Origin of the sequence: Pseudomonas sp. TNT3, from assembly GCF_010095445.2 — a bacterium.
Lineage (GTDB): Bacteria > Pseudomonadota > Gammaproteobacteria > Pseudomonadales > Pseudomonadaceae > Aquipseudomonas.
The window spans coordinates 1-21,750 of record NZ_WFGV02000054.1 but is presented as its reverse complement, the minus strand read 5'-3'; the positions used below and the strand labels follow the sequence as shown (position 1 = coordinate 21,750).

The following is a 21,750-nucleotide window of genomic DNA, read 5'->3' as shown; positions in this document are numbered from 1 at the left end:
CACAGTTACGGTGTTCCACGATCCGTCAGTTACCGCAAGCAAGCTATGAGGTCCATCTCTTGAGCAAAGCGCCCTACGTTCCTCCCAAGGTCTGGAAAAACGATGCCCCTTCCGGAGGCCAATTCGCCAGCATCAACCGGCCGACCGCAGGGCCGACCCATGACAAAACGCTGTCGATCGGCAAGCACCCGTTGCAGTTGTATTCACTGGCCACCCCCAATGGCGTGAAGGTCACCATCCTGCTTGAGGAGTTGCTGGCGCTCGGGCACACCGGCGCCGAGTACGATGCCTGGCTGATCCGCATCAATGAAGGCGACCAGTTCTCCAGCGGCTTTGTCGAGATCAACCCGAATTCGAAGATCCCGGCGCTGCTGGACCGCAGCGCAGAGCCGCCCATTCGCGTCTTCGAATCGGGATCGATCCTGCTTTACCTCGCGGAAAAATTCGACGCGTTCCTGCCCAAGGATCCCGCAGGTCGCACCGAAACCCTGAACTGGCTGTTCTGGCAGATGGGCGCGGCGCCTTACCTGGGCGGTGGGTTCGGGCATTTCTATGCTTATGCGCCGGAAAAGCTTGAGTACCCGATCAACCGCTTCACGATGGAGGCCAAGCGTCAGCTGGATGTCCTCGACCGCCGTCTTGGCGAAAGCGCCTACCTGGCCGGGGACAGCTATACCATTGCCGACATCGCAGTGTGGCCCTGGTACGGGCAGTTGGTGCGGGACAACGTGTACTCGGCGGCGGAGTTTCTATCCGCGCATCAATACACCCATGTGCAGCGCTGGGCAGAGGAAATCGCCAATCGGCCGGCGGTCATCCGTGGCCAGCGGGTCAACCGGACGTGGGGCGATGAGGCGAGCCAGGTGCCCGAGCGGCATCAAGCCGCTGATCTGGACCAGAGAACCTGATTCGTGTTTGCTCGGCAGCCCCACGAAGGTCAAACAGACACAGGGGCCGCCGGCAACATGAGCAGCAATTCCTCCAACCCCATCGGCTTGGCGAAGTAATAACCCTGGGCTTGCGTGGCGCCCATTTCCCGTAGCAGATCCAGGGTCGCTTGATCCTCGACGCCTTCGGCCACCACGCTGAGGTCCAGCGATTCGGCCATGCGCACAATCGCCCGGACGATCGCGCGACTGCGGGCGCTGGTGGTCAATTCGAGGATGAACGATTTGTCGATTTTCAAGCCGCTGAAACGGTATTGATGCACATAGCTCAGGGATGAAAACCCTGCACCGAAGTCATCGAGCACCACCGACATGCCATTGTCGGCCAATTGCTGCATGGTCAGTCGGGCGATGGTCGGTTCCGCCACCAGTGCGCCTTCGGTCAACTCCAGACAGATGCGCGAAGGTTCAACTTGATGCCTGGCCAACAGTGCCAGGACGTCACTGGCAAAGTCCGGGCGGGTCATGCTGTAGCTGGAGCAATTGACGTGCACCGCCGGCCAGTTGGCGTGCTCGGGCTGGGCGAGTATCGCTGCAATGCTGTTGAGCATGTACAGGTCCAGTCGACCAATCAGGCGCAGGCCCTCGACATCCGGAAGGAAGTCGCCCGGGGCGATCACCCTGCCCCCTGGCTGATGCCAGCGAATCAGCGCTTCAAGGGCCAACAATTCGCCGGTTTCGACGCTGACAATCGGCTGAAAATACGGCAGCAATTCGTCCGTGCGTTTGAGCGCGTTGCGCAAGGCCCCTTCCCGCTCGACCTGGTCCGAGACTTCACGGCGTACTTCCTGATTGAACACGGCATAGCTGTCGCGCCCGGCACTCTTGACCCGGTACATCGCCGCATCGGCATCGCGCAGCAAATCGGCCGGCTCGTGATGGAACTGACTGTCGGCGCTGACAATACCGATGCTGCACGACGAAAAAACTTCGTGGCCATTGATGAAGAACGGCAGGTCAAACGCCACCAGAATTCGCTCGGCGATTTCGATCACCACGTCCAGCGGAGCCTCCGGCGCGAGCACCGAGAACTCATCGCCGCCCAGACGCGCCAGCAGGTCACTTTCGCGCAAGCAACCGCGCAAACGGTGGGCTGCCTGCATCAACAGCAGGTCGCCAAAATGATGACCGAGGCTGTCGTTGACCAACTTGAAACGGTCGAGGTCGATGAACATCACCGCCAGGTGCCCCCCTTCGCTGCCAAACCGCGACCAGGCGAGGCTGAGTCGCTGTTGCAGGCAGGTACGATTCGGCAGCCCGGTCAACGCGTCATGAGAGTTTTCGTGCTGCAGCTTGGCATTGGCGTGGTCGAGCTCGCGGGTTCGGTTCTGCACCCGGGCTTCCAGCTTGAGATTGGCGGCGTGAATCGCTTCGGCGGCCGTACGACGCGATAACGCTGTATCGATGTGTCGCGACACGAACGTCAGCAGTTCCTGATCACGCAGGGTATAGCGCACTTGCGAGGTATAGCTTTGCACCGCGAGCACGCCCCGCACCACATCGCCGTCGAACAAGGGAATGCCCAACCAGGAATAGGAGCGGACATTCTCATCGGCCAGATCTGCTTCACCGCTGAGCGACAAGCGCTCAGCCTCGTTGAAGTCAATCAGGCAGGGACGGCGCTGACGAATTACGTACTCGGTCAGGCCCCGGCGCCCACGGCGTGCAACCGGGCAGGTGGTTTGCCGCTCATCGACGTAGTACGGGAAGGTCACTTCAGTGGTCGCGTCGTCGAACAGCGCAATGTAGAAATTCTGGGCGAACAGCAGATCACCGACGATGCCATGCAAGGTCTGGAACAACTCGGTCATGTCGCCGGGCCGGCTCGACAGTTCGGCGATCTGAAACAGCGCGCTCTGCAGATGCTCGGCGCGCTCGCGCTCGGCCACTTCCTGCCTCAGTTCGTCGTTCAGTGCCGACAGCTCCAGGGTACGGCGCATGACCGTCGCTTCCAGGTCCTCCCGGTGCAGAATCCGGTCCAGCGCCATGGCCACGTGCCGGGCCACCACCAGGAACAGCGCGCGGTCTTCAGCGCTGTAGGTACGGGACACGTCGTAGACCTGCATGGCAAGCATGCCGAACACTTCATCGGAGGCATTTTTCAGCGGTGCGCCCATCCAGAACTCGGGACGATCACCCACGCAGTAGAAGCGGCCTTCGGACTGCGCCGCGAGAATCCCCGCAGCATCGATCAGCAACGGCTGGCCAGTAGTCAGCACCTGGCCCGTCAACGACAAGTGCGCAACGTCCAGGTATTCGTAGTGTTCGGCCTCCACGGCATCCACGTCGATGATGTCGACGTAATAGGGATAGTCGATCTTTCCAGAGTGCGGGTCGTACAGCGCGAGATAGAAGTTCTCGGCATCGATCAGGCTGGCCAGAAGGCGGTGGACGCCCACCAGGAACACCGATCGATCACGGGTCGAACTGGCCAGGTAAGTGATTTCATAGAGGACACGCTGAGTGATCTGCGCGCGGGCAAGGGTGTTGGTCTGGACTTCGATGCCCAGCCGCTGAGCGAATTCGGCGAGCGCGGGGTCTGCCGCATCGTCGAGGGGGGCAAGCAACCAGCCGAGCACCGTTTCGCCTTTACCGGTCGGCCAGCGGTGCAAGCGCCGGGTCTGACAGAAAGCTTCAAACTCGTCATTCGCGACGATGGCCGGCCACAGCACCTGCGGATCACCCTGCCCGATCAAATGCAGTTGCTCACCGGCGCGGTACACCACCCAGGCGCCGGTGTGGAGGCCATTGCGCGCCGAGTCGAGCAATCGCTGGACCGTGTCATGTCCACTCGACAGGGCCATGCCGACCGTATCCGAATTCCGTTTCAACTGAGACGCGTCAACGTCGTACGCGCTCGATTGCCGAGGAGCGTCTTGCAATGGACTAAAACTCATCAACGCTCCCTGAGCCAGAAAATGGCGATACCGCTTATGGATAGCAAGCAATGTGCCGGCACGCACTCCGTTTAAGGCTTATAACGGTTTTTTTCAATAGTTTTGTTTACTTTAGTGGCAAGCCTCATTGATTAACGCGTCGGGCTGGCTACTATCTGTGTCGCCTGATGGTACAGATTGCCGACGATCAGTAATCCAAGCGCGCTGTGTCCAGCGGCATCGTTTTCTGTCCGCAGGATTTGCCGATACACTTCGCCGGCTTTCGAACCCTGCGTTCGAGATAGCCATTCGCCTGACGGTGGTCTCGGGCATTGATGAGTCAGTTCAATCAAGGAAGATAAAAATAATGAAGAAAGCTCTCGGCGCCCTGTTGCTCGTCTGCCTCAGTACGAGCGTGCTTGCTGACGAAAACCTCGTCGGCTTCCGCGCTTCTACGCTGGCAGATGCACACACTGACCGGCCACTTGAAATGGTCGTCTGGTACCCCACTCCAACGACCTCGCCACCGCAGTTGATTTCCGACAATCCAGTATTTTTCGGCGCCCTCGCTGTTCAAGACGCACCTCCGGCGACCGGCGAGCATCCGCTGGTGGTGCTCTCCCACGGTGTCTGGGGCAATTGGGGTAATCAGGTGTGGTTGGCCAGCGCATTGGCCCATAAAGGTTACATCGTGGCGGCAGTCAATCACCCTGGCACCACCAGCAAGGACCGTAGTCCTGAAGCGGCGGCGCAGTTGTGGTTGCGACCCGCAGACCTGAGCCGTGCCATCGATGCGGTCACCGCACAGCCGGAAAAATTTGGCATGGTTGCGCAGCGCCGAATTGCCGTAGTGGGCCATTCACTCGGTGGCTGGACTGCCCTGGAAATTGCGGGTGCACGTTTCGACCCGGACCTTTTCACCCAGGACTGCGGGGCCCATCCGACATTGGCCCCTTGCGCGGTCTACGAAAAAATAAACACTGCCAGCTCCCCGGCATCGAAGACCCGACTGGCCGCGGACTTGAGCGATAAACGCGTCAGCGCCATCGTTTCACTGGACATTGGCCTGTCACGCGGGATGACGGACGAAAGCCTGGCAGCGCTACCGGTACCGACCCTGGTGATTGCAGCGGGTGTGCCGTCTGAAGACCTTCCCGCTCGTCTGGAGTCCGCCAACCTGGCCAAACGCTTGCCCCAAGCGTCGACGCGCTACGTCGAAATCAGCGACGCCACCCACTTCAGTTTTATGTCGATCTGCAAACCTGGCGCGGTGGCGTTGATCGAAGAATCGTCGCCGGGCGATGGCATGATTTGTCGGGATGGCGACGGCGCTCGTCCACGATACGTGATCCAGCAGCAGACGATTACGCTGATCACCGAATTCCTGGCTCAGCCCCTCGCAACCAGGCAATAGACCTATTTGATTAGCCGCTACCCATCACGGATACATAGGTATCTACACATCTCGTCGCAGCAAACACCGAACTTGTGGCGAGGCAGCACTTGAAAGATGTGTAGATACCAATGCATCGCATCACGGGTTGCCCGCCGGCCGAGGCTGGCGCGGCAATCCATTGATCACGATGTAGAGCAACGGGCCGATTGACACGAAGATCGCCGTCAGCAGGAAGTAAGGCAGCACCGAGGCGAGCGATCTTCCTTTCGAACGGGCGTCCCGGTACATCCAGACGCAGGCCAAGCAGGCGAGCACATAGAGATCGATGACGACCTGCGCGGTGTCCGGGCTCGACATGAGCGCAAGGCCGAACTCAATGAGCGATTGCTCGGCGAGCCAGAGCGTCCATGCCGTGTAGAGGGAAAACAGCAGCAAGGTGACGAGCGCGAGATAAGGTCTTTTCATGGCGTCCTTTGCAAACAAGCGGGGTGATTGGCACGAGCAAGTTAGTGCTATCGTCGCCCCGACCTCAATGACCTGACAGGTCATGGACGCCTACAACCCGCACTGCCAGAGTCAACCCATGAGCACTCGCCCCTTTCCCCGCACGACACCCCCGACAACCGCCGGCGCGCAACTGCGCCAGCTACGCCAACAGGCCCGGTTGAGCCAGCTCGACCTCGCCCTGATCACCGGGATTTCCCAACGCCATTTGAGTTGCATAGAAACGGGCCGCGCCAAACCGAGCCCCGGCACGTTGCACAATTTGCTGACGGGTCTGGACGCCCCCCTGGATCAGTGCAACAGCGTGTTCCTGGCATCGGGTTACGCCCCTCGCTACGAGGCGACGGCACTCACCTCCCCCTCGATGGACGCGGTCAGAGGGGCGATCACTCACGTGCTTCACGCGAATAATCCCGCGCCGGCGATTGTGCTGGGCAGCCACTGGGAAGTCCTGGCCGCCAACGCCAGTACCGCTGTGCTGTTCGGGTTGGTGGGACTGCCGGTCGACGCGACAGAGGGACTTAACCTCCTCGTCACCTTGCTGCAGCCTGGAGGCTTGGGAGATCATCTGATCAACGCCGAAGAAATCAGAACCGTCGCCTGGCAGCGCGCTTCCCGTGAGGCGTTGGTCAACCCTGGGCTGGCCAGCATCCTGGAAAGTCTACCCGCCCCAGCCAGCCCTCCCCTCATGACCAGCGAACTCCCCCCGCTGATGCTGACCCGAATCACCTCCACTCAGGGCGAGCTGAACTTCCTGTCCACCTTCACGACGTTCGGCATGCCGCAGGACATCACCGTGACCTCATTGCGCATCGAGCACCTGATTCCCGCCGACCCCAGGACCTGGGAAGTCATGACCCGCGCCTACGAGCAATCACTGGGCAGAGAGTCTTGAAAGGACCCAAAGCAACCATGAATTGAACGACGGAAAATGACAGCTAAGCTTCCTTCTATTGCCAGGCTTGTTCAGCAGATCGCGCCTCGCTTTGTCAGCTTTTCACGCCCGTCTCGGAGGGGAGTCAATGAAACGCCTTGTATTGCTCATCGCGATCTCTTTGCTGACCACGGCTTGCCAGAGCAACAACGACGGCATCACCCGGCTTGATAACTGTGCCTGCTATAAATCGCCGGAAAACCAACAGCTGCAAGCTTCGCAAATAGCCTGGAAAGACCCCGACACCTTGCAAAAACAATTCTCGCATTGTGTCTGCCGCGCCTTGATTGATCTGAAGGAGGCCGATGATCCCGGTAAATTTTTCGTGCCGGGTACCCAGATCAAATAACGTCTATTGCTTGTAACGCAACGCATCCACCAGCAACGCAAACGCAGGTGACGACTGACGTCGACTCGGATAATAGAGGTGGAAACCGGAAAACCATGGCGACCAGTCTTCCAGCACCTGTATCAGGCGCCCGGAACCGAGGTGAGGCGCGACCACGTCATGGGGGACATAGCTCAACCCGAAACCATCCAGCGCTGCTGCCAACAGCTGATAAACGCCGTTGTAGGTCACCTGGCCTGACACACGGACCTTGAGACGCTCGCCATCCTTGGCGAATTCCCAGGCATACAGACCGCCGTTGGTAGGCAAGCGCAGGTTATTGCACAAGTGATCGGTCAGCGCCCGAGGCGTCTTGGTTAATTCGCGGTTGGCGAAGTAGTCAGGGGATCCAACCACCGACATGCGCATATCCGGCCCGATACGCGTGGCGATCATGCCGTCCGCCACGTCCTCGCCCAACCTGACCCCGGCATCAAAGCCCTGTGCGGCGATGTCGACGAAGCTGTAATCGCAGCAGACTTCCACCGAGATGTCGGGGTATTTGGGAAGGAAGTCTTTGAGCACGGGCCGAATGAGCAGAAGGAGAAAAATCCATGCTCATCGTTCATCCCAATGGATCGCAGCCCTCTGCCGTTGGGCCCGCTGATTACTTTACCGGCACTGTGCGTGTCGACGCGCCGTTCAAGGGAACGGAAGAGGCGCGGGTCAGTGGCGCCACCGTGACCTTTGAACCTGGCGCCCGCACGGCCTGGCACACGCACCCGTTAGGGCAAACCTTGATCGTCACGGCGGGATCCGGGCTGGTGCAAGCACTGGGGCAACCGGTTCGCTCCATCAAACCGGGCGACACGGTGTGGATTCCACCGAATGTCAAACACTGGCATGGCGCAACCGCCACCACTGCCATGACGCATATCGCCATCGCCGAAGTACTGGACGGCAAGGTGGTCGACTGGATGGAACAGGTCAGCGACGAACAATACGCCGAAGGGTTTTGATTGAAGTTCACACGCCTCAATAAGACGCCTGGTTTATGCAGTCAAACGTTGGCGAGACGGGCTTGAACTAGCGATGGTTGCGGTAGCGTTCGGTCAAGGACTGCACCCGGGTGACGTAGGATTGCGTCTCGTCATAGGGAGGCACCCCGTTGTACTCGACCACCGTGGCTTCGCCAGCGTTGTACCCTGCCAATGCCAGCATCTGGTTACCGTTGAAGCGCTTGAGCAGCCAGGCCAGGTAACGCACGCCGCCACGAATATTCTGTCGTGCGTCGAACGGATCATTCACCGCGAAACGCTCGGCGGTGGCGGGCATCAACTGCATCAGCCCCTGGGCGCCAGCGACGGAAATGGCGTTGGGGCGAAACGCCGATTCGGCATGTATCACTGCGCGGACGAGCGCCTTGTCGACACCATAATCACCCGAAGCGGCTTCGATCTCGCGCCGATAGGACTGGGTGTCCAGGCTCAGTGAGGCGACCTTGAAATCCTTCGGCGCCATGCACAGATAGCAGTCCTTGATGTAATACAGCTCAAGAACGTCGACCCGTGCGGAGATCCCGACAGGGCGCCGGCTCACGTATTGGCGAACCCCCTTGTGCATGAATGTGAACACCCGAATCCGCACCGCACCGGGGTCGTCGTTCCGCACAACCCGTGGCAGTGCCTTTGCTTTGGCACCTGCACCGACGCCCGGCATGCCGTTCACTCGCGTGCAGCGGGCGCTGGCGATGGCCTGGCTGGTGTAGCTGATGGTTCCGTCTTTGGCCTGGCACTTGAACATGGCGCTGGCGCACAGTGGAGCGACCAGCAAGGTCAGTCCGATGCAACCAAGAAGGCGCTTGCGAGCGCATCGCCATGCTCTGGAACTCATCACATCACTCCGCACCGCGGGTGCCGATCAGGCCGGGGGCGTCTGCTCGGGCGCTGCCTGTGGAAGGCCTATTCCGGTTGACCCGGCGTTTGTTCTGATAGTTATAGCCCTTGTAGCCGGCGTTGGAACTTGCGATGACGTACGGGCTGCCGGCGCTCCCAGGCTTCGTCGAAGCTTGATAACTCCAGACGAACGTAGCACCGAATAACTGGCAAAAATCACAGCTTTGCTACCATTACCAAGCGGCATCGGGACCGAGGGCTTTGGCTAGCCAGTCAGTCTCCTCCTGCCGGGCATTGATCTGCTCATTTCGAGCCTGCCTGACCTCATAGGGGGTGCAATGCGCATTCCAGTACTGTACGCGTTGTCAGCTGTATTGTTGTTGAGCGGATCTGCCTCCCTGGCCCAGTCGGCGCAAGAGCCCTCCCCGGCCCCGGCCGCCGCTGCCAATCCAGCGCCCGTCGCCGCAGTGGCCAAAGATCCAGTATTTACCCAGGAGCAGCTGGATCAGATGCTGGCGCCCATTGCGCTTTACCCCGACCCGTTGCTGGCACAGGTGCTGATGGCCAGCACCTACCCCGGTGAAATCACCGACGCGGTGAGCTGGTCCAAAGCTCACCCTGACGCCAAGGGCGACGATGCGGTCAAACAAGTGGCGAGCCAGCCTTGGGACCCGAGCGTGCAAGCGCTGGTCGCGTTCCCGCAGGTCCTGGCAACGCTGGGACAGGATCCCGTCTGGGTACAACGCCTGGGTGATGCTTTCCTGGCGCAACCTGACGACCTCATGGACGGCGTTCAGCGTTTACGTCGCCAGGCGCAAGCCGCTGGCAACCTGCAGAGCAACCAATATCAGAACGTGACGGTTCAGAACATTGCACCACCGGCACCTGCAACTGCCCCCGCACCGGCTCCGAAGGCCGCAGCACCCGAAGCTGCCCCAGCGCCCGCGCCTGCCACGATCATCATTCAGCCCGCCGATCCGCAGGTGGTGTACGTACCCACCTATAACCCGACCACCACTTACGGTACGTGGGCCTACCCGGCCTCACCTCCCGCGTACTATCCCCCTCCTCCCGCTTATTACCCGGGTCAGGCATTGGTGGCCGGGCTGGCATTCGGGACCGGCGTGGCAATCGTCGGTGCCTTGTGGGGGGAATGTGACTGGGGCAATAACGACGTCGACATAGACGTTAATCGCTACAACAACATCAATCGCAACAACCAGATCACCAACAACCAGAACAAATGGCAGCACAACCCGGTTCATCGCAATGGCGTGCCCTATCGTGACGGCAAAAGTCGCGAACAGTACGGCCGACAATTGAACGGGGCGAATCAGCGTGAGGCCTACCGAGGGGACAATGCCCAGCGTGCCCAGGCCCGTGAAAATGCCCGCAACTCCATGGACAAGCACGGTATCGAGCGCCCAGCCACCAGCAACCGCGAAGCCCGGGATCAAACGCGTAAAGCCCAGGCCCAGACCAACGATCGCAATCGGGCGCAAGCCGGTGCCGATAGACCCAGGACAGCGGACCGAGGCCAGGGCACCCCTGCCAGAACTACTCGTGAGAATCAGCAGCCCCGCACCGCTCAGGCGAATCAGCGTTCAGAAAGAACCCCGCAGACGCGCCAGGCGAACAACAATCGCCCGGCCGCCAGCACGGGCAGTGCCCGCAACAATGCATTTGCCGGCGCACGGACGCCGTCACAGGCCAACGCCCAAGTTAATCGTGGTCGGGCCAGTCAGGCCTCAGCCCAACGCCAAACGGCCTCTCGACCATCGGGTCACCAGATCAGTCGGCCTTCAAGTCCGCCAGCGCGTTCGCGGGGGGGCCGTCGGTGAACAATTATCCTGGAGTGAAAATAGGCATGGGCGTGCTCCCTACGGTCATCGCGATAGCGGCCGGTTTGCTGTGGTCGTGCGTTGCAGCGGCGCAGCAGGCATTTCCAACGCCGGAAGCGGCTGCGCAAGCGTTCGTCGAAGCCCTGGGGACAGAGCACGCGGACAAGGCCCGCCTGACCGAGTTGCTGGGGGACGAATGGCACAATTTCGTCCCGCGCGAAGGTGTGCAGCGAGAAGATGTGGATGCGTTCATCAAGCAATACAAGGCGCAACACCAGATCGAAAAAACCGGTGACAACAAAGCCCATCTGGCGGTCGGCAATGACCACTGGACGCTGCCAATACCCTTGGTAAAAGAAGCCGCCGGTTGGCGTTTCGACATGAAGGCCGGCAATGCCGAAATCCGCATACGTCGCATTGGTCGCAACGAAATTGCTGCGGTGCAATCGGTGCTGGCCTACCACGACGCCCAGATGGAATATGCCGCGGTCGATCGTGACGCAGACGGCGCGCTCGAATACGCGCAGAAAATCGTCAGCACCCCCGGCAAGCACGACGGACTGTATTGGGCGGATGACGACACGGACCAGATCAGCCCGTTAGGCCCCTCGTTCGGCAAAATCATTGAAGGCGAAGACTGGCATGGCTACCGCTTTCGTATCCTGGATGGCCAAGGCCCTTCGGCCCCGGGTGGCGTCTACAGTTACCTGATCGGCGACAAGATGAGCCGGGGTTTTGCGCTGATTGCCTGGCCGGCGAAATACGATGACACCGGCGTCATGAGTTTCATGATCAGCCATGAAGGCCAGGTGTTCGAGAAAGACCTGGGGCCCAACAGCGAAAAACTCGCGCAGGCGATGAAACGCTTTGATCCGGATGACAGCTGGAAGGAGGTTCCGGACGACCCGCAATAACCCGGTCTGATCTTCATCGCAATGCCGGTGCCGCGTAAACGGTGCCGGCATCCCCTGCCGCTCTCTTTAGCTTCGGGTCAAAAATAGCCTCGCGATTTGCCCTTCTCTGACCGGCAAAATCCTCAAAGCAACCGTTCAATGGCAGAATCCCCTCAACTTGATCGTTTTGGAGACCACCATGCTTCGGGCATTTGAACGAAGACTCGACCCCTTTCCGCCTGACGAGGTACCCCCGCCACCCGACGGCCTGGCGCGATTCCTGTGGGCCTGCACCCGAGGCGCACGCGGCTATATCCTTGCGTTTGCGTTGCTCAGTGCCGGCGTGTCGATCTACGAAGCCTGGTTGTTTTCCTTCCTCGGGCAAGTCGTGGATCTGCTCTCGACCTGGCAGGCAGGCGGCGATGCGGCGGCGCAGGAAAGTCGCGTACTGTGGGGCATGGGCATCGTCATGGTGGCCAGCGTCGGGCTGGTGGCGTTGCGCACCATGGTGCAGCACCAGATATTGGCGATCAATTTGCCGTTGCGGCTGCGCTGGGACTTCCATCGCCTGATGCTGCGGCAAAGCCTTTCGTTTTTTTCCGACGAGTTTTCCGGCCGGGTCACGACCAAGGTGATGCAGACCGCCCTGGCGGTGCGCGACGTGCTCTTCACCCTGATCGAAATCGCCCCCGGGATCGGCGTGTACTTCATCGCCATCATCGCCCTGGCCGGCGGCTTCGCCCTGAAACTGATGCTGCCCTTCGTGGCGTGGGTCGCGCTGTTCGGGCTCGCCATGGTGTATTTCGTGCCCCGCCTGGGGAAAGTCGGGCAGGAACAGGCCAATGCCCGATCGATGATGACCGGGCGTATCTCGGACGCCTACACCAACATCACGACGGTGAAGCTGTTCTCCCATTCCAATCGAGAAGCGCACTTCGCGCGCGCTGCGATGGAGGACTTCAAGCAAACCGGCTTTCGCCAGATGCGCCTGGTCAGCCAGTTCGAGATCGTCAACCAGGCCTTGGTGGTGGCACTGATCATGGCCGCCGGCGGTTATGCCCTGTGGCTCTGGCACCAGGGCGACGTCGGCGCCGGTGCCGTGGCGGCCATCACTGCCATGGCGTTGCGTATCAACGGCATGTCGCACTGGATCATGTGGCAAATGACCTCGCTGTTCGAGAGCATTGGCACCGTCCAGGACGGCATGGCCACCCTGACCCAGGGTGCCAAGGTGCAGGACGCGCCAAACGCCGGTGTGCTGGTGCCCGCTGGCGGCGCGGTGACCTTCGACAACGTCGGTTTCAACTACAACGGTGAACGCCAGGTGCTCGATGGCCTGACCCTGAACATCCGCCCTGGCGAAAAAATCGGCCTGGTGGGCCGTTCCGGCGCCGGCAAATCCACACTCATCAACCTGCTGCTGCGCTTCTACGACGTGGACAGCGGCGAGATTCGTATCGATGGTCAAAACATCGCTCACGTGACACAAGACAGCCTGCGCAGCGCCATCGGCATGGTCACTCAGGACACCTCCCTCCTGCACCGCTCCATCCGTGACAACATCGCCTATGGTCGTCCGGATGCGACCGATGCGCAGATCCACATGGCCGCGAAAAATGCCCAGGCCGATGGGTTCATCAGCCAACTGAGCGACCGCCAGGGCCATACCGGCTATGACACCCTGGTGGGTGAGCGCGGCATCAAGCTCTCGGGCGGCCAGCGTCAACGCGTCGCCATCGCCCGGGTGATGCTCAAGAACGCCCCGATCCTCTTGCTGGACGAGGCCACCAGCGCGCTGGATTCGGAAGTCGAAGTGGCCATTCAGGAAAGCCTCGATGAAATGATGCAGGGCAAGACCGTCATCGCCATCGCCCATCGGTTGTCAACGATCGCGGCCATGGATCGGCTGATTGTCATGGATGACGGACGCATCATCGAACAAGGTACCCACGCCGAACTGCTGCGCAAAAACGGCACCTACGCGCGGCTGTGGCACCATCAGAGCGGTGGGTTTCTGGGCGAGGATCAGGGTGTGGCTGAAGCGATGGAGTAGCCATGAATGGCCGGTGCTGGAGTGACGTCATCCAGCACGGCCTATCGAAAGCCCCAGGATGAGCGAGTCAGAAAACCTTAACCCCAACACAAGGACGCGAGACTGGATATGAAGCTGATTGCTGCGCAAATACGTTCAACACCCGGCGACATCGAAAAAAATATCGCCAGGCACCTTGATGTCATTCACCTGGCTGCGCGCCAAGGTGCCAATCTGCTGCTCTTTCCCGAGCTCTCTGTCACCGGTTACGAGCCAAGGCTGGCGGAGGCTCTGGCAGTCCACCCGAGCGATGGCCGTTTTGATGAGTTCCAGGTGTTGAGCGATCGATACGGCATGCTCATCGCAGTGGGCGCACCGACAAAGGGGCTCCAAGGCACCGAGATCAGCATGATTGCCTTCCAGCCAGGGCTGGAACGCACGGCCTATTCAAAACAGCAGCTGCACGCCGACGAACTTCCGTTCTTCACCCCGGGCACTAAAGGGTGTGTGTTTGAGCATGCCAACACAGTCCTGGCACCCGCCATCTGCTATGAGTCATTGCAATTGAGCCATGCCGAACATGCCGCCGGGTCAGGCGCTCAGGTCTATCTGGCCAGTGTGGCCAAGTCTGAGAGAGGCGTTAAGTCGGCCTATAGCCACTATCCGATAATTGCTAAAAAACATTCCATGACGGTGCTGATGGCCAACTGTATTGGCGCTGCCGACGACTATATTGCAGCCGGTCAGTCTGCTGTCTGGAACAGTGACGGTGAGCTCGTTTGCCGCGTTGATGCCACCCAGGAAGCATTGGTTGCATACGACCTGCAGACTGGAGAAACCGGCGTTTTCAACTTGGCTTGAACGCCAGGAATGACTCAACGCCCTGCATTCCGCACAGGAATGCAGGGCATGAAATTATTGAATTTTTGTTATCTCGCTGGGTGGCGTAGCTTGATTTGAGGACATGGAGAACCGCCTTGAAATCAACCACGCTCAACTCCGCTGAAAAATTTGATACCTCTCGCGCCAACGAGTACGGACGACAAAGCCGTATTGCACTCGCCGGTTACGACGCCTGCCAGGACTTGGCGGCGTGCATGCTGGCAGCAAGCCTGGGCACGACAACTGGGGCCAAGATACTGGTCGTCGGCGCTGGCGGTACGGCGCAGGAAATCATTGCAATGGCCAAGCTCGAACCCGGTTGGCGCTTCACTGCCGTTGATCCCTCGGAGCCCATGCTGGAGGCAGCGAAGCAGCAGCTGGCGGCCAACAACCTGCTGGATAAAACCGACCTGCATCTTGGGCAAGTTGAAGACCTGCCCGCAGACGCGTCATATGACGCCGCCACACTGATCGGTGTCCTTCATCATCTGGAGGGTGATGACGCCAAACGACAGATCCTGCGTTCCATTCGGGCTCATCTCAAACCGGGTGCGCCGCTGATTGTCGCGGGGAATCAATACGCTTATGCCAGCCAGCCGCTACTGTTGGCTGCCTGGGGTCAGCGGTGGCGCCAGCACGGTGCGAGCGCGGATGAAGTAAAGGCCAAGCTGGGGAAAATCCTGCAAGGCGCTGACCCTCCGCATTCCGAGGCGGCCGTTCAGAAGCTGCTGCATGAGTGTGGATTCGGGGACGCTACCCGGTTTTTCAGCAGCTTGTTTTGGGGGGCTTGGTTGGTGTGTAAGACGGGTTGAAAAAAGAAATTGAAGTGTGCATTTGGTGAATATTTTCTGGTGCCCAGGTAGCTGCCAATCGTCGAACGTACGGCCTGGGTCGTTTTCTGCCTCTCGCGACTGGCAGATAACGGCCAAAAGCAGGCGCTCGTGAGCATCTCTTACGACACCAAGAGTGCGATGTCGCTCCAGCTTTTCACTCAACCTGAATGGCTCCGCAGCAGAATTGGCGTTAGCATTCCATTAACTTAGTATAAATAGATTGTTTTTCGGATCAGGGTCGCATTGTGGAAAAGCTAAAACGCCTTCAAAGCGGAATAGAAGGGCTCGATGCTCTGCTCAAGGGCGGGCTGGTCGAGGGGGCTTCATACATAATCCAGGGGCGTCCGGGGTCTGGAAAAACCATCCTCGCGAACCAGCTTGGGTTTCATCATGCGAATAACGGGGGGCGGGTTCTGGTCGCCACCCTGTTGGCTGAATCGCATGACCGTCTTTTTCAGTTTCTTTCTACCCTTAGCTTTTTCGACTCATCTAAGGTCGGCGTCGAAATTCAGTTTGTCAGTGCTTTTGACACCTTGGAAAACGAAGGCCTGGATGAGGTGGTGAAGCTGCTCCGACGCGAAATAAGCCGCCAGAAAGCCACGGTCATGGTCGTAGATGGTTTGCTTAATGCGCGGTCAAAAGCTGATTCGCCCATCGATACCAAGAAATTCATTTCAGAGCTGCAAGGTCATGCTGCTTTCGCAGGTTGCACGGTGCTGTTTCTTACCAGCTCCCGCCTCGACGATGGCAGTCCTGAGCACACCATGGTTGACGGCGTGATTGAGATGGGTGAGGAGCTATATGGCACTCGTTCAGTGCGTAGAATTCAGCTTCGTAAAACTCGCGGCAGCCCCGCAATGACGGGTCTTCACGAGTGTGAAATAACCGAAAATGGCTTGGTGGTTTACCCACGACTTGAAAGTCTCTACAGCCACCCGTCGTCCCCCGACAGCGCCGACATGACCCGTATCGCCAGTGGAATTAAATCACTGGACGACATCTTGGGCGGAGGCTTGCACAGTTCCAGTGTGACTCTGGTAATAGGCCCGTCCGGGATTGGTAAAACAACACTGGGCCTCAAATTTCTGGCTGAGTCGACTGCGGAGGCGCCGGGTCTACATTTTGGTTTCTACGAAAGCCCACAACGGTTGCGACTCAAAGGCCTGTCACTGGGTATCGATATCAAGGGTATGGAAGACAGTGGAGCGCTGAGCATTGCCTGGCAGCCTACTACTGAGGGATTGCTGGATGGGTTGGGTGCACGACTGCTGAGTCTTGTTGAAGAAAAGGGCATCAAGCGCCTGTTCATCGATAGCCTTAGTGGTATGACACGAGTCTCGACAAATCCGGCGCGGATTAATGACTTCTTCAGCGCTTTGATGAACGAACTGCGATCCAGGGGCGTTACGGTATTTGCCTCTTGGGAAATGCGCGATCTTTTTGGCTCCGAAGTCAGCGCACCGAACTCTGATCTGTCCAGTATCGTCGACAACCTTATGCTCATGCGGTTCTCTGAGAATCAGTCTGAACTAAGCAGGACGCTTTCCATTCTTAAGGTACGAGACAGCTCTTACGACGCTTCGCGCTTCGAGGTCGTCATTCGTGATCAAGACGTTTTCCTGAAAAAGGCTTCACGATATGAACCATCAGTCCCTGCTGAGTCATCGCCCGGTTCAACATCTTAAGCCTTTGTGCGGATTGAATTAACATGACAACCATCCTGGTCGTCGACGACGAGTATTTGATCGCTGACATTCTCAGCTTCGCGCTGGAGGATGAAGGGTTCATGGTGGTAACGGCGAGTAATGGTCGAAAAGGACTTGAGGTGCTGGATAGAGAACGGCCTGCCTTGGTCATTACCGACTTTATGATGCCGGTCATGGACGGCCTGGAATTCGCCACAGCTGTCCGAGCCCTTCCTTCCAACCATCATTTGCCGATTATCTTGATGAGCGGTGCTCAAGCGCACATCGGTATGCAGAGATCGGACCTGTTTGATGCGGTGTTGCCAAAGCCATTCGACATTGACTTGATGATTGCCGAAGTTAGAAAGCTACTATCTTCGAAATAGTCAACAATACTTCGATGCAGACGATGAGCCGAGAGCGATCCCTTTCAAGCGGCTGTTTTTGGCCGATATCAGCCGGTCAACAAGCCTGCAATCCGGCCAGAAGCCGACATTCAGTCCAGGCCTCTTTTCGGTCAGCAGTGGACGACTAACGATTCTGATAGATTGCTACCGATTCACTCTCTGTCGAGAAACACCACCCATGAAGGTTATTCGCAGCAAGGATTTCACCGCCACTCGCGCCTGGGGGGCTCACGACATAGCGAACATGGATGGAACCACCGTCCGCCTCCACTGGACCGACCAGCCCTACAAGTGGCACGTCAATGATGGTGAGGAGGTTTTCGCAGTCCTCGACGGCACGGTAGATATGCACTATCGCGAATCAGGTATTGAACGGGTCGTGACATTGGAGGTTGGCGACGTGTTTTTCGCAGGGGTTGGATGTGAACATGTTGCGCACCCTCGTGGAGAAGCGCGGATTCTGGTTATTGAACTTGAGGGCAGCGTTTAAGTTGCCCAGGCTTTACCGGCGCTCTGACAGATCAATCAGTAGCGATAGCAGGGGTTGGCGACTGGCCAATGACTGCCATTGGCGAGCGTCTCAAAGTTTCACAATCATGTCGGGGCGACAAACCTGGTGTTGCCCCGTTTGAATCTGCTCTAAACCTGCGGCTAGCGCCTGCAGCAAAGCACCGACTTTCGCAATCCGCTCACGGCCCTTTGGCCACACCAGATTGATCGCCTGTCCATCCGTTGCCCGATCCGGGAGGACTTCAACCAGCGTGCCCTCTTCAAGCTGGCGCTTGATCAACCACGTAGGCAACTGCGCGATACCGCACCCCGCCGACACCGCGATCACCAGACCTTCTCCATCGCCCACGACGAGGCTTGCAGGTACGACCCGGCGTTCAATCTCGCCTGGGTTGCTCCCGGAAAAACTCCAGGGGTGGACGCTGCCATCTGCCCAGCCGTAGGCGATGCACTGGTGATGGTCCAGATCGCGATCCGTCATGGGCGTGCCGTATTTGCTCAGGTACTCAGGCGACGCACAGAACACATGCCATTCGTTGCCCAGGAAGCGATGCCCCAACGTGGCAGGCCACAGGGGCGAGCCACCGATGCGTACGACGATATCGAGGCCTTCTTCGGCGGGGTCGATGAGACGGTCTGAAAACGAAATGTGCGGGAGCAGCAGTCCGTGTTCTTGGGCAAACTGCAAAATGACGGGAAGTGCCTGCAAACGGCCAAAAGCCCCTGGCAGGCCGATGCGAACCCTGCCACGAAGCTCGGTGTTTTCGGCGTGCAGCGACAGCTCGGCTTCTTCCAGATCGGCCAGCACACCCGTGCAGGTTCGATAGAAGGCAACGCCCGCATCCGTCAGTGACAAGCTTCTTGTTGTGCGGTGAAACAACCGACTGCCAAGTCTGCTCTCCAATCGAGCGATGCCTTTGCTGACGGCCGACGCGGTCAGGTTCATCCGCTCGGCAGCCGCCTTGAAGCTGCCGAAATCGGCTACGCAGACGAATACATCAATGCCCTTTAATCGCTCAGAGGAAAACATAAACGTTCCATACTCATGAATTCAGTTCCGATCATTTGATAAAAAACGTCACTAATCAGAACAGCATTCCCCAGTAAGCTTGATTCCTGCGGATCTATCAACGCTACGCTGCCCGCAACTGCCCTGAAACCAACTGCTCAATAACGAGGCAAGGATGCTCACCACGCTAAAAAACTACCCGGCAGCGATCAAATTGCTGCTGTCGGCGTCTTTTGTATTGACCCTGGCGCGAGCGATCACCCTGCCCTATCTGGTCATCTACCTTTCCAGCAGTTTTGGCTTGAGCGTCGCCGATATCGGCCTGGTCATTGGCAGCACGTTGATCATTGGATCGTTGCTGAGTCTGTACGGTGGTTTTCTGGTCGACAAGATGTCCAGTTACCGGCTCATCCTGGGCTTCAGCGTTGCATTCACACTGGGTTTTCTCGGGACGTTTTTGGCTCGGGATCTTTGGTTGTTCTACGGCTGCCTGGTGTTGATCAACCTGGCTTACGCGGTCATTGAAATCGCGGTCAAATCCGGCTTTGGCAGCCTGCTGGCGGTGAATGATCGCAGCGAAGTGTTCTCGATCAAATACACATTGACCAACGTCGGCTATGCCGTCGGCCCGTTTCTTGGCGCCGGGTTGGCGAAACTGAATATCGGTTTGCCGTTCCTGCTGTCTGCGGGGCTGGGTGCGGGGTTCTGTGGGGTCTATTTCTTTCGGGGCAATAAAGGCGTGACTGCAATCGATGCAGCACAAAATCCCGCCCCCTTCCTGGCCGTGGGAAAGCTGCTGCTCAAGGATTATCGGCTGGTGTGTTTCACCCTTGGCGGGCTGCTCACCGCCGTGGTGTTTGGCCAGTTCACGGCGTATCTCTCGCAGTACCTGGTGGTCACCACGACGCCTGAAACCACTTACCAGATCATCAGTGCCGTGGTGGCGACCAATGCGCTGATGGTGATTGCCCTGCAGTACGCCATTGGCAGACGGATCTCCCAACGACACCTGAATCTGTGGCTGGCGGCAGGGCTTAGCCTGTTCATGGCCGGCGTGGCGGGCTTTGCCCTGTCGACCACGCTTTTGCTCTGGGTCCTGTCCATGGCGATTTTCACCGTCGGCGAGATCATCGTGTTCCCCGCCGAATACATGTTCATAGACCGAATCGCACCCGATCATCTGCGCGGCATGTACTACGGCGCACAAAACCTCTCCAACCTTGGCGCAGCCCTCGGCCCGGTGCTGTGCGGCATCGTTCTGGCCAGCTACCCGCCCCACTGCATCTTCTACATGCTCGCCCTCTTTATCGTGGCGGGTGGTGTGTTTTACTTTTTGGGGGCTTCCCATTCGAAGAAGGCAACGGGGTGACATTGCCCTCCTCAGGTCGACGCCAGGTCTGCGCATAGGCGTATCACCCATAGCTGAGTAAACTAGCCCGCATGCTTGTCGGAGCAATTCTTTTTCACATCAGGAATCAACGTGGCCAAATCTATTGAGGAAACTGCATCCCTCGAGTCCTTCTCTCTCGAGAGCCCCTCGCCTCTGTATGCGCGGGTCAAGCAAATCATCATGCAGAAGATTCGCTCTGGTGCCTGGTTGCCCAATTCCAAGCTCCCGTCTGAAAGCGAACTGCTGAACCTGCTGGGCGTTAGTCGCATGACCATCAACCGGGCCCTGCGTGAGTTGACCATCGAGGGCTCGCTGGTGCGGATGCAAGGCGTCGGCACTTTTGTGGCGGAGCCCAAGGGGCATGCGGCGCTTTTCGAGATTCACAATATCGCGGAAGAGATTGAAGCTCGCGGTCATGAGCATCGCTGCGAAGTGATCGTGCTCGAGGAAATGCCCGAGCGTGCACGTGCTTCGATGCCCTTTCCGCTCGAGGGGGTCAAGCGGCTGTTCCACTCGGTGGTGGTGCACCACGAGAACGGTGTGCCTGTGCAGATCGAAGAACGCTTCGTCAATGCCGAGGTGGCACCAGCCTATCTGCAGCAGGACTTCACCCAGGTCACGCCCTACGCCTACCTGATCCAGTTGGCGCCACTGACCGAAGGCGAGCATGTGGTCGAATCGATCCACGCCAAAGCCGCGGAGTGCAAACTGCTGCAGATCAAACGCTATGAGCCGTGCCTGTTGATTCGCCGTCGGACGTGGGCGGCGAAGGGTCAGGTGGGTTGTGCCCGTCTGGTTTATCCCGGCTCGCGTTATCGCCTGGAAGGCAAGTTCGGTAACTGATTCACTGATCGAGCGGCCCCCGCCTGCCGCTCGGCATGCCCTTTGTTGCACCTCTTCTCCTGACACTGTTACTGCCACCGGCCCGAGTGGTAGAAAAGTGACATTTTGCGGCTGATCGCGCACATAAGTGTTACCTAAAACTCATCCTTCCCATAAAAAATCATAAAAGTTGCAACAGGATTTTCAAGCTTCGTCTTATCAGCCTTATCTTTTCCTGTTTTTTATCTATTTGATTTAAATCACATTTCATATTTTTTCAGGATCCGATGACCAACATCAATCCAGGTTCTGGCCCTTCACTTGCATTCACTTGTACATACAGGTTGGTATAAGCGCACATGTACATGCATGTAGCACAGCTACCGACCCTCTAATCACTGCCTGAGAAGATGACCATGACCACCAAGACCACCCGCTTCCGTGACGTTGAAATCCGTGCCGCCCGCGGTAACACGCTGACCGCCAAAAGCTGGCTGACTGAAGCGCCGCTGCGCATGTTGATGAACAACCTCGACCCGGAAGTCGCCGAGAACCCTAAAGAACTG

The 21,750-nt window shown here is 58.5% G+C and carries 19 protein-coding genes and 2 pseudogenes; 16 read left to right on the top strand and 5 right to left on the bottom strand.

What is annotated here, in order from left to right; genetic code table 11:
- Positions 1–59: 59 nt before the first annotated feature.
- A complete protein-coding gene (gene yghU / locus GBC55_RS24410; protein ID WP_162439038.1) occupies positions 60–908 on the top strand; it encodes a glutathione-dependent disulfide-bond oxidoreductase in 849 nt (282 codons plus the stop codon).
- A 29-nt stretch (positions 909–937) separates the two neighbouring features.
- Here the strand turns inward: yghU and GBC55_RS24405 are convergent, their stop codons facing one another.
- Positions 938–3,844 (bottom strand): EAL domain-containing protein, encoded by a 2,907-nt coding sequence (locus GBC55_RS24405; RefSeq protein WP_162439039.1) that lies wholly within the window; start codon positions 3,842–3,844, stop codon positions 938–940.
- 346 nt (positions 3,845–4,190) lie between these two features.
- On the opposite strand from GBC55_RS24405, the gene GBC55_RS24400 reads away from it, so the two are divergent.
- Entirely contained in the window at positions 4,191–5,237 is a 1,047-nt protein-coding gene (locus GBC55_RS24400; protein ID WP_162439040.1) for an alpha/beta fold hydrolase, read from the top strand.
- A gap of 120 nt (positions 5,238–5,357) precedes the next feature.
- On the opposite strand, the gene GBC55_RS24395 is transcribed toward GBC55_RS24400, so the two are convergent.
- Entirely contained in the window at positions 5,358–5,684 is a 327-nt protein-coding gene (locus GBC55_RS24395) for a DUF2834 domain-containing protein (RefSeq protein ID WP_162439041.1), read from the bottom strand.
- 118 nt (positions 5,685–5,802) lie between these two features.
- Between GBC55_RS24395 and GBC55_RS24390 the strand changes: the two genes are divergently transcribed.
- Entirely contained in the window at positions 5,803–6,618 is an 816-nt protein-coding gene (locus tag GBC55_RS24390) for a helix-turn-helix domain-containing protein (protein ID WP_162439042.1), read from the top strand.
- Positions 6,619–6,745: 127 nt separating this feature from the next.
- Positions 6,746–7,006, top strand: coding sequence for a hypothetical protein (locus GBC55_RS24385; RefSeq protein ID WP_162439043.1), 261 nt, complete (start codon positions 6,746–6,748; stop codon positions 7,004–7,006).
- Positions 7,007–7,009: 3 nt separating this feature from the next.
- Here the strand turns inward: GBC55_RS24385 and GBC55_RS24380 are convergent.
- A pseudogene (locus GBC55_RS24380) lies at positions 7,010–7,582 on the bottom strand (LysR substrate-binding domain-containing protein); the annotation flags it as partial.
- A gap of 17 nt (positions 7,583–7,599) precedes the next feature.
- Here GBC55_RS24380 and GBC55_RS24375 point away from each other — a divergent pair.
- Positions 7,600–8,004, top strand: coding sequence for a cupin domain-containing protein (locus GBC55_RS24375; RefSeq protein ID WP_162439044.1), 405 nt, complete (start codon positions 7,600–7,602; stop codon positions 8,002–8,004).
- 67 nt (positions 8,005–8,071) lie between these two features.
- Here the strand turns inward: GBC55_RS24375 and GBC55_RS24370 are convergent, their stop codons facing one another.
- Positions 8,072–8,878, bottom strand: coding sequence for a lytic transglycosylase domain-containing protein (locus GBC55_RS24370; protein ID WP_162439045.1), 807 nt, complete (start codon positions 8,876–8,878; stop codon positions 8,072–8,074).
- A gap of 340 nt (positions 8,879–9,218) precedes the next feature.
- On the opposite strand from GBC55_RS24370, the gene GBC55_RS24365 reads away from it, so the two are divergent.
- The 8 genes from GBC55_RS24365 to GBC55_RS24330 all read left to right on the top strand — a co-directional run bounded on the left by GBC55_RS24365 (position 9,219) and on the right by GBC55_RS24330 (position 17,943).
- On the top strand, positions 9,219–10,721 hold the full coding sequence (locus tag GBC55_RS24365) for a DUF3300 domain-containing protein (RefSeq protein WP_162439046.1): 1,503 nt from the start codon (positions 9,219–9,221) through the stop codon (positions 10,719–10,721).
- A gap of 26 nt (positions 10,722–10,747) precedes the next feature.
- Positions 10,748–11,635 (top strand): DUF2950 domain-containing protein, encoded by an 888-nt coding sequence (locus GBC55_RS24360; protein WP_162439047.1) that lies wholly within the window; start codon positions 10,748–10,750, stop codon positions 11,633–11,635.
- A 178-nt stretch (positions 11,636–11,813) separates the two neighbouring features.
- Entirely contained in the window at positions 11,814–13,667 is a 1,854-nt protein-coding gene (locus GBC55_RS24355) for an ABC transporter ATP-binding protein (protein WP_162439048.1), read from the top strand.
- Positions 13,668–13,775: 108 nt separating this feature from the next.
- On the top strand, positions 13,776–14,507 hold the full coding sequence (locus GBC55_RS24350; RefSeq protein ID WP_162439049.1) for a carbon-nitrogen hydrolase family protein: 732 nt from the start codon (positions 13,776–13,778) through the stop codon (positions 14,505–14,507).
- A gap of 116 nt (positions 14,508–14,623) precedes the next feature.
- Positions 14,624–15,340 (top strand): class I SAM-dependent methyltransferase, encoded by a 717-nt coding sequence (locus GBC55_RS24345; protein WP_162439050.1) that lies wholly within the window; start codon positions 14,624–14,626, stop codon positions 15,338–15,340.
- A gap of 263 nt (positions 15,341–15,603) precedes the next feature.
- Positions 15,604–17,046, top strand: coding sequence for an ATPase domain-containing protein (locus GBC55_RS24340; protein WP_178114316.1), 1,443 nt, complete (start codon positions 15,604–15,606; stop codon positions 17,044–17,046).
- Positions 17,047–17,069: 23 nt separating this feature from the next.
- Complete coding sequence (locus tag GBC55_RS24335) at positions 17,070–17,432, top strand: response regulator (protein WP_162439052.1); 363 nt, start codon at positions 17,070–17,072, stop codon at positions 17,430–17,432.
- Positions 17,433–17,631: 199 nt separating this feature from the next.
- Positions 17,632–17,943, top strand: coding sequence for a cupin (locus GBC55_RS24330; RefSeq protein ID WP_162439053.1), 312 nt, complete (start codon positions 17,632–17,634; stop codon positions 17,941–17,943).
- A gap of 90 nt (positions 17,944–18,033) precedes the next feature.
- Here the strand turns inward: GBC55_RS24330 and GBC55_RS24325 are convergent, their stop codons facing one another.
- Complete coding sequence (locus tag GBC55_RS24325; RefSeq protein WP_162439054.1) at positions 18,034–18,993, bottom strand: LysR family transcriptional regulator; 960 nt, start codon at positions 18,991–18,993, stop codon at positions 18,034–18,036.
- A gap of 154 nt (positions 18,994–19,147) precedes the next feature.
- On the opposite strand from GBC55_RS24325, the gene GBC55_RS24320 reads away from it, so the two are divergent.
- From GBC55_RS24320 to GBC55_RS24310, 3 genes and pseudogenes are all read left to right on the top strand, one after another.
- A complete protein-coding gene (locus GBC55_RS24320; RefSeq protein WP_162439055.1) occupies positions 19,148–20,341 on the top strand; it encodes an MFS transporter in 1,194 nt (397 codons plus the stop codon).
- Between the two features lie 111 nt (positions 20,342–20,452).
- Positions 20,453–21,205, top strand: coding sequence for a histidine utilization repressor (gene hutC, locus GBC55_RS24315; RefSeq protein WP_162439056.1), 753 nt, complete (start codon positions 20,453–20,455; stop codon positions 21,203–21,205).
- A 395-nt stretch (positions 21,206–21,600) separates the two neighbouring features.
- Positions 21,601–21,750 (top strand): annotated as a pseudogene (locus GBC55_RS24310) (urocanate hydratase); the annotation flags it as partial.